We start from the raw sequence: 13782 nt of genomic DNA on the forward strand, positions 1-13782 counted from the left end.
TTAACCTTTGATTTGAGCAAGTCATCATGTCTATCTCGCGCATAATTCTCAAAAAATGGTACAAACACCAGCAGAATCAACAGAATAAAAAGTTTGATTCACATTGGTATATTCGTTTTGGTTGGCTGGGTGAACCGCTGAATAACCAAGACCAATTAAAAGACCTATTTGAAATCCATTCGCCTAAAAAGTTCACTTTTGCGGACTGTTTTTATGTAGAAAATCAGGGTCGTCATTTTATTTTTTTTGAAGAAGTCGATGACCAGCATCCTGTTGGTTTTTTATCAGTTTTAGAAGTCTTTAAAGATGGTCGCTATACCGAACCACAAACCATCTTAAAGCTGGATTACCATTTATCTTATCCATGTGTTTTTAAAGTTGAAAATGACTGGTATATGATTCCTGAAAGTAGTGCCAATAAAACGGTTGAACTCTGGAAATGTACAGATTTCCCGACGCAATGGGAAAAACATTCCAACCTTTTAGAAGGCATTGAAGCGGTTGATACAACGCCTTTTTATCATGATGGCATGTGGTATTTATTTACCTCTACACGTAGGAACTGCAAGAAGTTTGGTGATCGCTTAGATTTATTCTTTACTGAAGATATTCTAAATCCTCACTGGCAAGAACATCCTCAAAATCCTGTGTGTAAAGGACAACAACAGTTTCGTATGGCGGGTAAACCATTTATATACCAAAATAAATTGGTTCGTCCTAGCCAAGACTCCTTAAAACGCTATGGTGGCAACATTGAGCTTAAAGAAATTACCCGATTAAGCCCAAGCGAATATCATGAACAATTATTGGAAGTGGTTGTACCGCATTGGAATAATGCAGATGACGGCTGCCATACCATCAATGCTGAACATGACTTTGTGGTACTTGATGCGATTCGCTTATCCCCCAAAGCATAATTATGAAGACAGCAAATGCTGATAAATCTGTAGTGTTTGCTGTGTCATCGCTTCAACCGTTAACTCAGTTTTAGCACGGGAAAATAAAGGTTGAAAATCTAATTGAGATGTAAGACTTAGTGCATTTTCAATAGCAGTCTTTAAACCTTGTGCATTCCCAATATCTGCTAAATACATCTCAGGCAACCATTCAATAACACCATTGACTTTGGTCGATGCCATGACTTTATCGCTTTGCAGCGCCTCCACCATGACCAAAGGAAAACCTTCACGATCTGAAGACAACGCCACAACATTGGCCAGTTGCAATAAATCACGTGCATCGGTTCTAAAACCCAAAAATGCGACCCGATCTTGCATCTGTTGTTGCCTCACTTGCGTTTCAAGTGATTGGCGCAATGAGCCATCACCCAAAATCCATAGATTTGCATCCATTTCCTGCATCGCTTGAATCAGTAAAGCAATATTCTTCACTGGTTCTAAGCGACCAATACACATCACTATTTTTTGGGTTGAATCTAGACGTGGAAATTGTTGATCAATGCTGTGTTTTAGCTTTTGCTTTGCCTCTATAGACAACGCGCTTTGCGGATACACACCATTATAAACAATATGTGCTTTGGCTTCTGGAATCCCCTGTGTCAGTGCCTTGCTTACAGCGATCACGGCATCGCCAACTAAATAGGCGGACTTATTCTTTTTTGTGCCATGCACAGTAGTCACAATTTTCACATCAGCTAAAAATGGGCGAATTCTTGCAATCAGTTCCGAAGCCTTACCCGCTTGGGCATGTACAATTTGGGGCTGAATGGTTTTAATTAATTGGGCAAGTTGCCAGAGTAACATAATATTCCAACGGCTGCGCGCAAAATCAACGGCATGAAAAATCACCTGCGGATTAAATTTGTCCGCATAACATGGGTGCGCAATAATATGCACCTCATTCGATAAAGACAGTTCATTCACAAGGTTAAACGTGTGTTGTTCTAAACCACCCACACCGCCACTTGTTGCTAAAACTTGAACGATCTTCATACATCATCTCGTTTATGCTTATTCGCTTGTAAATGCTGTTCAAATAACTTGGCTTCTTTTAAAAAAGCATAGAAAGCATTAATCATGCTATTTACAAATCCACGCCAACCATTCAAACAACTACGTCGAATAAAATACGACTTTAAGAAGGTGACCGGCATCACCAAAGTTAATTTTAATACACTCGGTTTTTTACCTTTTTGAAATTTTTCAGCGGCTTTTAAGTTAGAGTATTGGTTATTTTTTTCAACTTTGACAAAAATACTCGACTCACCATAGTGATAAATATCACCGCTGGCACGAACACTTGTTCCTTCAATAATCACATTTTCATGGACTTTATTTGCAAGATCATACTGTCCTTTGCTTTTACGGAAAAAGCGTACTTTGGCATGTTTTTTTGTATGCTTACTATTCGGTACAGCTAAAAATACATCATTAATCGGGGTGATTAAGGCATCAATATGATTGGCTTGAATGGTTGCCTCAATCTCTTGTTTTAGCTCATCAGATAAAACTTCATCACCATCTAAATTCAGTACCCACTCTTGCTGACATTGTGCCAAAGCGAGGCTTTTTTGTGCTGCATAACCTTGCCAATCTTGATGGCTAATGCGTACATTTGGAAAGCTTCGGGCAATTTTATACGTATCATCGCTACTGCCTGAATCTAAAATGACCACTTCTGCAAAATCAGCAACACTGTTTAAAGTGTCTTCAAGCCAAGCAGCACAATTCAAAGTAACGATATAAACACTACATGGAATACTCATAATTTATAACGTCCTTTGGCTAAAGCAATACGCATTTGCACCGTATTCATTGCCCCATGAGTACTTACGCGGGGGATATTAAATTGATTGAATTCAGTATAGGCTTCAACTTTTTTACGGGTTGAGACTGCATTTTTAAAGCCAATCTCTTTTGCCATCTGTTGATGTTTTTCATTAAAACGCCCAAAAGGATAGGCAAAACTTAGGCAACGTCCCACAAGTGCTTCAACATCTCGTTTTGAATTTTGCATCTCTTGATAAGCTTCATCATCACTTAATTTCAGTAAGTTCACATGATGCTGGGTATGTGCACCAAACTCAATTAAGCCTGATTCTGACATTTCACGAATTTGTTCAGGTGCTAATTTTTCAATGCCTTCAATTTGCGTGGCTAAATAAATGGTCGCTTTGGCATGGTATTTTTTGAGTAGCGGATAAGCATATTGATAGTTATCCAAGAAACCATCATCAAAGGACAAAGCAACAACATGCTTTTGCCCCTGATATTGATCAAGCTCAGAAACAAAACAAAAGGTACTGCCCTTTTTCACTAAATACTGTAATAGCTGTTCAAACTTCTGTGGTGGCATATTCATACCCGAAGCATCTTCATGTGGTGTTACCTGATGCAACATCACAATTCTAGGTAACTTTGCGCTGCGAAAAGGCAACCAAAAAGTATAGTTACCCAATAAATATAACAACGCGGCTAAAGCAATGAAACCCATTACAATATAAAGCAACCAAATCATGCATAGACCTCATGTGCCCATTCATAGGCTTCTGATAATGGCTGATCAAAAGTGACTTCGACCATGAATTGAGTAATCCGTTTACCATTGAAACTGGCGCGTGTTTTATGCCAACCCGCTTCGGCTATACGTTTCGCATCTTCAGGATGTGCAGCATAGAATTGAATTTTTTCAGCTAAATCGAACTGATCATCAAAATAAACCACTTCTTGTTCCGTATAGAGTTTATCGAAGCTCGGAATACGTGGACTAAACGTCAATAGTCCATTACCTGTGAGTTGCACAATTCGGTCTGAACTATATAAAGTCACATCATTTTTACGTGAATAATTTAAGCCCATACGCGATTGGGAAAGAACTTTGTAATAGCCTTTCCCATACACTCCGGGTTGCTCAAAACAACCATAATATTGATATTGAACATGATTATTTTTTAAAGTATCGGCCAAGTCTTTTAAGAATTTTTCACGCTCAGGTTCTTTATACACCACCCCACAGAAAATAAATTCTTTATCAATATTGGTCGATTCAAATTGCTTTAATTGTTCCACATTACGATGCCCGACATTTGGCATATACGCCACTTTCAAATGCGGTTGCTTGAGTTTTTCAAGATATTCGCCACCCGTGGTACAAAAAATTGCATCAAGATACGGGGAAAAATCACGAACGAAACCCAGTTTATGCTCTAGATATAATGGATCGACATACCAAAAGGCTATTTTAGTTTTTGGATAGTGTTGCTTAATTTCTTTTAGAACATTCGGACTCATTAAATCACTATGACCAATCAGCACTAAATCCGGCTCAATATTATCGACAATTTTTAAAATTTCTTTATTGGCCCAAGTTGCACCCAATTTTTTAGTTTTAAATATCGTACCCATTCGCGCCATATCACGAAAGCTAAAATCATAAACAAAATGCCCATTTTCAATGAGACCTGCGGAAATTTTACGATCTGTACAGTAAAAATGAGCCCCGTGTTTATTAAAACCAAAATTCGCAATATGTAATATTTTCATTTAATTTAAACATCTCTATTTTTCAATAAAATATGAGCAATTCTATCTGCTTCATTCAATTGAAGATTAATCAGACCTTGCTGACTCTCCTCAACATAAGGTAAAGATAATAATTTATCTATCATTTGCGTAATTCTATCAGATTTCAAACGGTCAATTTCAATCACCCCAACCTTACACCCTGCAGTTAATGCCTCAAAAATCATCGAAACACTGTCTTCAGTAACCCAAACGGCTTCTGCTTTTTGCATTTCTTCAAAAATCCAGCCTTGCGGGGTGTGTTCAACAGGAAATATATGGAGATGAGATGCCAATGGAGTCTCATTCAAATGAGTTAAAAATACGTTCGGTGTACGCCGTGAAGTGGTCAAAATAATCTCAGCTTGAGGATGATTCTTCACGATTTCATCAATTGAAATTAAAACCTTTTTTTCATTCCATTGATGGCGTTTCGATGATCCACCTAGGGCAATTAAAATTCTATTTTTCTGGTGTCTTTGCTCATTCACAATCGGATTGAGCGCACCTTTGGTGGTGATAACATGAGCAGATGCTTCAACGCCATCATGTTCAGGAATAATCGCATAATTAAACCAAGTAAATGGAAAATTCGGCTTCATCATAATCACGGTTTTGGCTTGCGGATACACTTTCCCCAGCAATAAAACACGTAGCTGAGTATGGCTGCCTACACCCAAAATATAATCGGGTGACTGAGCAATAGCCGACGTGCTTTGTTTAAATGTCGCCAATAACAAGTTCAAAATGGGCAATTGATCAATCAGAATCTCTTCAAAAGTCACCGCTTCTATACTTTGTCTTTGCATTGCCTGATACAAACCAATTGCTTGTGAGCGATGCCCCGCCTTTCCATCACTAACATAGACAATATGCATAAAAATGTCCTTCGAAAAGAATTAACCTAAACCTAGAAAAGATATAACCAATAAAAAAAGGCGAAAACCAAGTTTTCGCCTTTTTATCTTAACTGATCAGCTTATTTTACGTAAGTTAACCAGTGTGCATATTTAGGGTCTTTGCCTTGAACTGCATCAAAGAATGCTTTCTGGATTTTCTCTGTAATTGGACCACGCGAACCACAACCAATTTCACGGTCATCATATTCACGAATTGGGGTTACTTCCGCAGCAGTACCGGTAAAGAATGCTTCATCACCAATATAGAACTCATCACGGGTAATACGACGTTCAACCACGTCATAACCCAAGTCTTTGGCAATAGTGATAATGGTTTGACGGGTAATACCATCTAATGCACCACCCGAAATTTCTGGTGTATGCAGCACGCCATCTTTCACTAAGAATACGTTTTCGCCTGAACCTTGGCATACATAACCTTGTGGGTCCATCAACATTGCTTCGTCATAACCCGAGTGTGCCACTTCCTGATGTGCAAGAATAGACAAGGTATAGTTACCCGATGCTTTTGCTTTACACATAGTCACGTTTGGATGGTGATGGGTAAATGATGACGTTTTAACACGAATACCTTTCGCCATTGCTTCATCACCAAGGTAAGCACCCCAGCTCCATGCAGCAACAGTGGCATGAATGGTATTGTCTGTTGCAGCGATCCCCAGTTTTTCAGAACCGATAAAAATAATTGGACGCAAATAGCAAGAAGCCAATTTATTTTCACGCACAACATCAATCTGAGCTTGCTCTAATGTTGCTTGATTATATGGAACTTTCATTTGATAAATTTTTGCAGAATTCAGCAAACGTTTAGTGTGATCTTGCAAACGGAAAATCGCGGTTCCATTCGGAGTTTCATAGGCACGGACACCTTCAAAAACACCCATACTGTAATGTAATGTATGAGTTAAAACGTGAATTTTCGCTTCACGCCAATCAACCATTTGTCCATCTTGCCAAATAAAACCATCACGATCAGCCAAATTCATGACACAAACTCCAATTTTTATACAATTATTCACGTTCCAAAGCGAAGGTCGCCGTTGGATCAATTAATCTCTGCCATAGCTTGCAAACCACCTCTCGGGTATCGAACCAATCCGCAGCATTCACTTGCATCGATTGATTGGCAAGGGCTAAACGGTGGCTCTCAGCGCGTTCACTTAAATAGGCTTGAATCAATGCTGTCGCGTCGTCACTGGATAAGCAACCGGCGTTTGCGGCATCCTCAAGGATTCTTACATTGTCGGAATAATGGGCGAGATCAGAATTCGCCCCACTCCATGCGAGTACCGCATACTGTGCCATAAATTCAATATCAACGATACCACCTGCATCCTGTTTTAAATGAAAAATTCCATCTTTTTGCTGTTCTTTTGACGAGCCTAAATGGTCTTTCATTTTCTGACGCATTTTCAGCACTTCTTCACGAACTTTGGCTTCATCGCGCGGCTGAATCAAGATACGACAACGCAATGCTTCAAATTTATCGCGCAAACTTTGCTCACCCGCAATCGAACGTGCGCGAACCAAAGCCTGATGTTCCCATAACCATGCATTCTTTAATTGATATTGCTCAAAGGCTTTTAAACTGGTGACCAAAAGCCCTGCTTCACCTGATGGGCGTAGACGCGTGTCAATTTCATAAACACGCCCATCCAAAGTCTGCGTGGTCATGAGTGACATAAATTTCTGTGCTACGCGTATCGCAAATTCAAAACCACTGATTTTTTTCTGACCATCTGTGTCGCTCTGTTCATCCATATAGTGAATAAACACCAAATCCAAATCTGAGCCATACCCCATCTCAATGCCTCCTAGCTTGCCATAACCCGCTACCGTAAATGCTGTATGATCGGTTGAACAACGCTGCCCTTCTACATCAAGTGGAAAACCATGTTTTTTTGCCGTAATTTGATAAGCTAAATTTAAAGTTGCATTGACCGAAACTTCCGCAATATCGGTTAATGCATCAGAGACTTTCATCAAAGGACTTTCAGCCAAAACATCACTGGCTGCAACAGCCAAGACATTGGATTTTTTAAACAATCGTAATACACGGAGTTGATCTTCGACTTGATCAATCTCAATACGCAACAATTGTTGGCGTAATGAGTCTTCTAGATCTTGGCGTTTTGGCAACTCAAAATCCATCGATAAAAACTCATCCAACAACACAGGATAATGGGTCAATTCTTCACAAATCCACGGACTGACCGTTGCCATTTTTACCAGTCGTTGCAATGCACCTTTACTTTCAATCAGCATCACCAAATACACAGTACGGCGCAGCACCGACTCAACCAAAGGCATCAGGCGTAAAAGTGCAATTTGAGGTTTATTCGACTGTAAAATTGCTTCAATCAAATGCGGCCAAAAGGTTTTTAAGCGTTGTACTGCTTTCGCGGGTAATTTTTTTAAGGCATGACCATACCAGAACTCATGCACCAAATTTTTTGCACCATCATCCAGTACCGCTTCCAGTTGTTTTTCTAATTGGCTAAAGCTTTCAATTAAAGGATCAGGTTCTTTTTCTTTAATCAGGTGTTCAAACTGATGAATAACTTTGGCTCGTTTAGCATTCAGCGTTTCAAGGAATGCCTCCCAATCGCTAAAAGCTAAAGTATCCACAATACGTTGACGCAATTCAGGCTCGGTAGGTAAAGATTGGGTTTGTTGATCATTCAATGCTTGAATGGCATGTTCTACACGGCGCAGAAAAAGGTAGGCATCTTCCAGTTCAATGACCGCTTGTGTATCCAAAAGCCCAACTTCACCCAAATGATGCAGACTGACCAAACACTGGCGATCTTGTAACTCCAATTTAGAGCCACCGTAAATTAGCTGAAAAACCTGCACAATAAATTCAACTTCACGAATCCCACCTGCGCCAAGCTTGATGTCATCTTCAATATTACGACGCAGCACTTCACGCTCAATCATGGCTTTCATTTCGCGCATGGCTTCAAAGGCGCTGTAATCGACATACTTTCTAAAGACGAAGGGTCGGGTCATATCCAGCAGTTCTTCACCCTTTTGACCGCCCGTTACAATACGTGCCTTAATCCATGCATAACGCTCCCACTCACGTCCATGCTGGCTTAAATATTTTTCTAATGCGACATGGCTAATCGCAAGCGCCGAGCCATCTCCCCACGGGCGTAAACGCATATCCACACGAAAAACAAAACCATCTGCACTAATATGATCCAGCAGATAAATTAGTTTTTGTCCCCAGAGAATACAGAATTGCTGTACATCAATGCATTTTCGACCATTGGTTTCGCCCTGTTCATCAAAGGCAAAAATAAGATCAATATCACTGGAAAGATTCAGTTCTTGTGCGCCAAGTTTCCCCATCGCCACAACAATCAAATCCTGTACTTTGCCATTATAACCAATAGGCTCACCATGCTTCGCCACCAGCGGAATTCTGGCAAAGTCTTTTGCTGCACAAATTGTCGCATCAGCAAAATCTGACAGCTCACGTGTTAAGGTCACCACATCGGTCAGTTGATTGGCATCCTGCCAAATCCAACGAAACATAAGACGTGCGCGAAGAATACGAAGTTCTCGCATCCATTTCGCTTCATCGGCAAGGTGATCTAAAGATGTTTGCACAACGTGCTGAATTTGTTGTGTCGTTAAAGGATTTATAAATTGGTCAATTGCATAATCTTGTTCTAAAAATATACTGTGATTTCCCAATACCAGTTCTGCATATTGGCTCGCACGTAATGTCTTCTGCAATTGTTCCGCATTCATTTCTAAACCTTCAGCCTCGTTTTTTTCTAGTTATATCAGCTACAAAGAAATAGGGGAAAAGAAATTTAAGCTTCTGTTGTTTTTTATTCAGTGATCGCCTGTTTAATACTATCTAATGGTAAAGCTTGATGCGTATTCACAGCGATGGGTAAAGAAACTTTAAAGATCGTTCCCTCGCCTTCTTTTGACTGTACCGAGATTTCACCTTGATTCAAATCCACAAAGCGTTGACATAACACCAAGCCTAAACCCATGCCTTTCTCACCCGCTGTTCCCTTAAAACTGACCGTTAAGCGCGGTTGAAACAATTCATCGATTTGGCTTTGCGTCATGCCGAGTCCAGTATCTTCAATATAAATATCAACACTATGTTTTGATTTTTCGGCAGACATGATGACTTTCCCCGTACCATCAACATAGGTAAATTTCAGTGCATTAGAAACCAGATTTTGTAAAACTGAGGTCACCATATTAATATCAGCATAGACTTTTAAATCATCGGATATTTGATCAATCAATTGGATATTTTTCTTAATCGCCAAGGTATTTAAGACATCAAAAACAATTTTTGAAGATTGTTTTAAATTGAAATTAATGGGATGGTAAATAAAACGCCCCCCCTCAGCCATGGCCCAATTTAATAAACTTTCTAACAGATTATAGGTTGATTGCGAGGTATCTAATAAATAATCGGCAATACTTTGAATGTTTGAATCATCAAGCGTGGCTCGCTCTTGCGCCAAAACTTCAGAGAAGCCAATTAAGCCATGAAATGGTGCACGCAAATCATGCGCAATAATTTGAAAAAACTTCGTTTTACTAGAATTTAAAGCGCACTGTTGTTCATATAATTCTTTTAGCTCTGCATAATCTGAATGCAATTCAATAATTGCAATCAAACTCATGGCAAGTTCATGCACAAGTTCTAAATTCTTCTCATTAAATTCTTCACACTGTTCATCAAATAAAATAACGTGCCCAATAGACTCTGTTTTATTTATTTTTAAATCAAAAGCCACAATTCGCTTATGTGCAACACCTAAATCATGCACATATTGAGAAAAAGCAGCATAATTTTTATGCTTGGCGCTCAGAATCATCTCGCCTTCAAAAAATGCGGCTAAATTGGCTTCTTTTTTTGAGTGAAAGGCTTTAAACCATTTGGGTGAGGCATACCAAATGTAGGGTTCATTATGAAAACCAAGAATGCCACAATCGGTTTGTAAAATGCCACGGGCAAATTTCAAAAAACCTTCGACACGATTATCTGGAGTAAAAACACCAAGCAATAATGATATTTTACAAGCACTGAGCTGCTCTGTTGCTGAGCCTATTTCAAGTAACTGCATTTTCATCTCTGCCTCGTAAATTTTTTTACCCTCTATAGTTAAAAACAACTATGCCCTATCCATTCTATTAACAAACTTTTACATAGAACACAATAAAAAAAAAGGCACAAACAGACCAAAAGTGACAATTTCCGACAGACTGTTTTTTATCGTCGCTAATTTAACCTTAAACGCTAGAATTTAATCAATTTTTTAAGCATAAAAAAACCCCAAGCTTTTTGTACCGGCTTGGGGTTTTTTTGAATCTGGTCCCGAGGGTCGGACTCGAACCGACACATCATCTCTGATAGTGGATTTTGAATCCACCGCGTCTACCAATTTCACCACCTCGGGAAAGGGGCTTACAAGCATATGAGCTTGTGGTCGCTATATTACTATTAAACTTAGAATTGTCAATTATCTAATCCAGTCAATTGCTCAATTTTAAAGCAAAAGAAAAAGCTTTGGCTTAAAAAACATCAGATATCATCTCGTTCACCCTTTTCGGGACTATAATGCAGACGTTTTTCTTATTGTTATACATTAAAGATGCAACTTTCCGACTTTAACTTTGATCTCCCTGACGAGCTGATTGCTCGCTACCCTTTAGATACCCGCAGTGCTTCACGCCTTTTGCATTTAGATCAGCAAGGGCAATACCACGACTGCCATTTTACTGACATTTTTGATTTACTCGATGCGGGTGACTTACTCATTTTAAATGACACCAAAGTGATGAAAGCACGGCTAAAAGGAAAACGTGCAACGGGTGGTGCTGTTGAAGTTTTAGTAGAACGCATGCAAGATAAATTCATTGCACATTGCCACATTAAAGCCAGTAATTCACCTAAAGCAGGTGCTGAACTTTTTATCGGTGATGATGAAATAAAAGTCACAGTGCAAGGTCGCCATGAAAACTTATTTATTGTTGAATTTTCCCAACCCATTTTAGATGTGCTCGATCAATATGGTGCCTTACCCATTCCACCGTATTTTAACCGCGAAGCTGAAGCGATTGATACCGAGCGTTATCAAACGGTCTTTAATGATCCGACTAAACTGGCAAGCGTTGCAGCACCAACAGCGAGTTTGCACTTTGACCAAGACTTATTGTCAAAATTAGCCGCCAAAGGCATTCAAAGAAGCTTTGTGACGCTGCATGTTGGCGCAGGGACATTCTTACCAGTACGCACCACAGACATCCAGAACCATATTATGCATAGCGAATGGTGTGATGTTCCTGAACAGACTGTTGAACTGATTCGTCAAACCAAAGCACGCGGCAATAAAGTAATTACTGTGGGCACAACGGCAACACGTGCCATTGAAAGTGCCGCACAAGCGCATGGTGGAACATTGGCTGCATGGACAGGTGATACACAAATTTTCATCTATCCTGGTTATGATTTTAAAGTGGTTGATCGGTTAATTACCAACTTCCATCTACCTGAATCTACGCTATTAATGCTCGTTTCAGCCTTATCGAATCGTGATAACATTTTGCATGCCTATCATCATGCTGTCGAAGCAAAATACCGCTTTTTTAGTTATGGTGATGCCATGCTGGTGGATAAAATCACAGCTTAACCTTTGCTGATAAAAGAAGAACCCCATGCCGCTCGATAGTGTTCAACATTCGATTCATATTCGACGTAAAAAAAATGAACGTGTTTTTCAAAATATCGCGCGGCTACAGGATCTTGGACGTAAAGCACAAAGCCATCAGGACATTTTAGACGGTCTGCATCCGTGGAATGCACCGATTGTACTTAAGTTCGAAAATGTCTTGCCTCTGCTTTTAGCAGCGGCAGGTTTATTTTTTATGCTGCTGATTTTTATTGACCCCAGCAATATTTGGATGCAACTGGGTCTGATCAGTGGCCTTTTAATGATTTTTTGGGCCTATATCAGTTATGAAGACAAACAACCCATTGATGACGTGATTGAATTTCTAGAACAACAAAGCATTAATAAAAAATACCAGTTGGCTTTGCATCAGCAACCCCAACATATCTCGGTTCCATTACAACCTGTTTTATTGATTGCACATCTAAAACGCCTATTTCCCGTGTTTAATCAAGGTACGATTTCCAATGATCTGCCCTACTATGCCAGCACTGTCTGGGAAGATGAAGCGGGTCAACAACACCAAGTCATGGTCTTTCAATATCACTATGTCAATGAAATGCTTGTGCGTGATAAAAATGGTGATGATGTCAGAGTCAAAGAAATTCATAAAGACTTATGGGGCGTGTTTGTTTTTGATGTAGAAACGCAAGGGCTTGCCATCACCACGGCAAACAAAGATTTTTATTATCCTTATAGTTTTCCTTGGCATACCAGCGACATCCAAACCAATCAAAAGCTAAATATTTTTGGTAGCGATGAAATGCAAACAGCAAAGCTCCTGTCACCTGCATTTGTACTGAGATTGGCCGATTTTTTTGCCCAGCGTCAGGGCGATTTAATGTTCCATCCAAGCAGTCATACGTTATGCTTTTTAGGGCCAGCGAATTTATTTAAAATATCCACACAAGCAAAAAACATTCAAGATATTTCTGCATTACGTGGACACTTACGTACTTTTAAATTACCTTATCTAGAAAGCTTACAGCGTGATTTAATACATTTTTTAAAATAGAAATTATTCATATTTTGGGGACTTATCAATGGGGTTGTTGATTTTTTTACTCTTAATCATCGCTGCAATTGTCGCATGTGTCATGATTCGAAATAATATTGTTCGCCATCACAACGCCTCTATTCGAGCTTGGTCAGATGTTGCTACTTATGAACGTCAGAAAATTAAAATTTTAGATGGTCTACAACCACTTGTTGAGCAATATTCAAACTTTGAAAAAGGCACTTTAGAAAAAGTCACTGAACTACGTCAAAACATTTTAAATCTTAATGTAAACAATACCGATGTTTCACAATTACAACGCATTGAAAGTTTAAATAAAGAGCTGATGCATAGTTTAAATGTGGTGGTGGAAAACTATCCTGAACTAAAAGCCAATGAAATTTATCTTAAAATGATGAATGAAATTGAAGAACAAAATGAAAATGTCGGTGCTGCCATTACCATCTTTAACCGTAATGTAGAATTATTTAACAACCACATTCAAATTTTTCCCAATAACATTGTCAACACCATGACCCTCGGTAAAAAAGCCATTCGCCCCTTTCGTGATCAAGCGGCAACGCAAAATTTTGACTACCGACCGAATTTTTAACCTCTCCAGACCTCTT

At 39.3% G+C, this 13782-nt stretch carries 12 protein-coding genes and 1 tRNA gene; 4 read left to right on the plus strand and 9 right to left on the minus strand.

The window, feature by feature from the left end; genetic code table 11:
* Nucleotides 1–26 precede the first annotated feature (26 nt).
* Complete coding sequence (locus B9T24_RS12995) at nucleotides 27–917, plus strand: hypothetical protein (RefSeq protein ID WP_086166163.1); 891 nt, start codon at nucleotides 27–29, stop codon at nucleotides 915–917.
* On the opposite strand, the gene B9T24_RS13000 is transcribed toward B9T24_RS12995, so the two are convergent.
* The 9 genes from B9T24_RS13000 to B9T24_RS13040 form a co-directional block, all read right to left on the minus strand.
* Nucleotides 918–1952: a glycosyltransferase gene (locus B9T24_RS13000; RefSeq protein WP_086166164.1), complete on the minus strand. Its 1035-nt coding sequence runs from the start codon at nucleotides 1950–1952 to the stop codon at nucleotides 918–920.
* Entirely contained in the window at nucleotides 1949–2728 is a 780-nt protein-coding gene (locus tag B9T24_RS13005) for a glycosyltransferase family 2 protein (protein WP_086166165.1), read from the minus strand. Before B9T24_RS13005 ends, B9T24_RS13000 begins: the two co-directional genes overlap by 4 nt.
* Entirely contained in the window at nucleotides 2722–3477 is a 756-nt protein-coding gene (locus B9T24_RS13010; RefSeq protein ID WP_213032953.1) for a polysaccharide deacetylase family protein, read from the minus strand. Before B9T24_RS13010 ends, B9T24_RS13005 begins: the two co-directional genes overlap by 7 nt.
* Nucleotides 3474–4502 carry a glycosyltransferase gene (locus B9T24_RS13015; protein ID WP_086166166.1) on the minus strand — a complete coding sequence of 343 codons (1029 nt, stop codon included), beginning with the start codon at nucleotides 4500–4502 and terminating at the stop codon, nucleotides 3474–3476. The genes B9T24_RS13010 and B9T24_RS13015 overlap by 4 nt, the downstream gene beginning before the upstream one ends.
* A gap of 5 nt (nucleotides 4503–4507) precedes the next feature.
* Nucleotides 4508–5398 (minus strand): ELM1/GtrOC1 family putative glycosyltransferase, encoded by an 891-nt coding sequence (locus B9T24_RS13020; protein WP_086166167.1) that lies wholly within the window; start codon nucleotides 5396–5398, stop codon nucleotides 4508–4510.
* Between the two features lie 101 nt (nucleotides 5399–5499).
* Complete coding sequence (locus B9T24_RS13025; protein ID WP_086166168.1) at nucleotides 5500–6426, minus strand: branched-chain amino acid transaminase; 927 nt, start codon at nucleotides 6424–6426, stop codon at nucleotides 5500–5502.
* A 25-nt stretch (nucleotides 6427–6451) separates the two neighbouring features.
* Nucleotides 6452–9202 carry a bifunctional [glutamate--ammonia ligase]-adenylyl-L-tyrosine phosphorylase/[glutamate--ammonia-ligase] adenylyltransferase gene (gene glnE / locus B9T24_RS13030; protein WP_086166169.1) on the minus strand — a complete coding sequence of 917 codons (2751 nt, stop codon included), beginning with the start codon at nucleotides 9200–9202 and terminating at the stop codon, nucleotides 6452–6454.
* Nucleotides 9203–9285: 83 nt separating this feature from the next.
* On the minus strand, nucleotides 9286–10557 hold the full coding sequence (locus tag B9T24_RS13035; RefSeq protein ID WP_086166170.1) for a sensor histidine kinase: 1272 nt from the start codon (nucleotides 10555–10557) through the stop codon (nucleotides 9286–9288).
* A gap of 240 nt (nucleotides 10558–10797) precedes the next feature.
* Nucleotides 10798–10884, minus strand: a tRNA-Leu gene (locus B9T24_RS13040).
* Nucleotides 10885–11079: 195 nt separating this feature from the next.
* Between B9T24_RS13040 and queA the strand changes: the two genes are divergently transcribed.
* Genes queA through B9T24_RS13055 form a run of 3 tightly spaced genes read left to right on the plus strand, consistent with a single transcriptional unit; the run spans nucleotide 11080 to nucleotide 13766 of the window.
* On the plus strand, nucleotides 11080–12117 hold the full coding sequence (gene queA, locus B9T24_RS13045; RefSeq protein WP_086166171.1) for a tRNA preQ1(34) S-adenosylmethionine ribosyltransferase-isomerase QueA: 1038 nt from the start codon (nucleotides 11080–11082) through the stop codon (nucleotides 12115–12117).
* 25 nt (nucleotides 12118–12142) lie between these two features.
* Complete coding sequence (locus B9T24_RS13050) at nucleotides 12143–13171, plus strand: hypothetical protein (RefSeq protein WP_086166172.1); 1029 nt, start codon at nucleotides 12143–12145, stop codon at nucleotides 13169–13171.
* A gap of 28 nt (nucleotides 13172–13199) precedes the next feature.
* Nucleotides 13200–13766, plus strand: a complete 567-nt coding sequence (locus B9T24_RS13055; protein ID WP_086166173.1) for a LemA family protein — start codon at nucleotides 13200–13202, stop codon at nucleotides 13764–13766.
* Nucleotides 13767–13782 lie beyond the last annotated feature (16 nt).

The organism is Acinetobacter sp. ANC 4654, assembly GCF_002135425.1.
GTDB lineage: Bacteria > Pseudomonadota > Gammaproteobacteria > Pseudomonadales > Moraxellaceae > Acinetobacter > Acinetobacter kyonggiensis.

Coding starts and splice junctions, on each gene's coding strand:
- B9T24_RS13025 (WP_086166168.1), bottom strand. CDS start 6,426: ATGAATTTGGCTGATCGTGATGGTTTTATTTGGCAAGATGGACAAATG.
- B9T24_RS13055 (WP_086166173.1), top strand. CDS start 13,200: ATGGGGTTGTTGATTTTTTTACTCTTAATCATCGCTGCAATTGTCGCA.
- queA (WP_086166171.1), top strand. CDS start 11,080: ATGCAACTTTCCGACTTTAACTTTGATCTCCCTGACGAGCTGATTGCT.
- B9T24_RS13000 (WP_086166164.1), bottom strand. CDS start 1,952: ATGAAGATCGTTCAAGTTTTAGCAACAAGTGGCGGTGTGGGTGGTTTA.
- glnE (WP_086166169.1), bottom strand. CDS start 9,202: ATGAATGCGGAACAATTGCAGAAGACATTACGTGCGAGCCAATATGCA.
- B9T24_RS12995 (WP_086166163.1), top strand. CDS start 27: ATGTCTATCTCGCGCATAATTCTCAAAAAATGGTACAAACACCAGCAG.
- B9T24_RS13015 (WP_086166166.1), bottom strand. CDS start 4,502: ATGAAAATATTACATATTGCGAATTTTGGTTTTAATAAACACGGGGCT.
- B9T24_RS13010 (WP_213032953.1), bottom strand. CDS start 3,477: ATGATTTGGTTGCTTTATATTGTAATGGGTTTCATTGCTTTAGCCGCG.
- B9T24_RS13050 (WP_086166172.1), top strand. CDS start 12,143: ATGCCGCTCGATAGTGTTCAACATTCGATTCATATTCGACGTAAAAAA.
- B9T24_RS13035 (WP_086166170.1), bottom strand. CDS start 10,557: ATGAAAATGCAGTTACTTGAAATAGGCTCAGCAACAGAGCAGCTCAGT.
- B9T24_RS13020 (WP_086166167.1), bottom strand. CDS start 5,398: ATGCATATTGTCTATGTTAGTGATGGAAAGGCGGGGCATCGCTCACAA.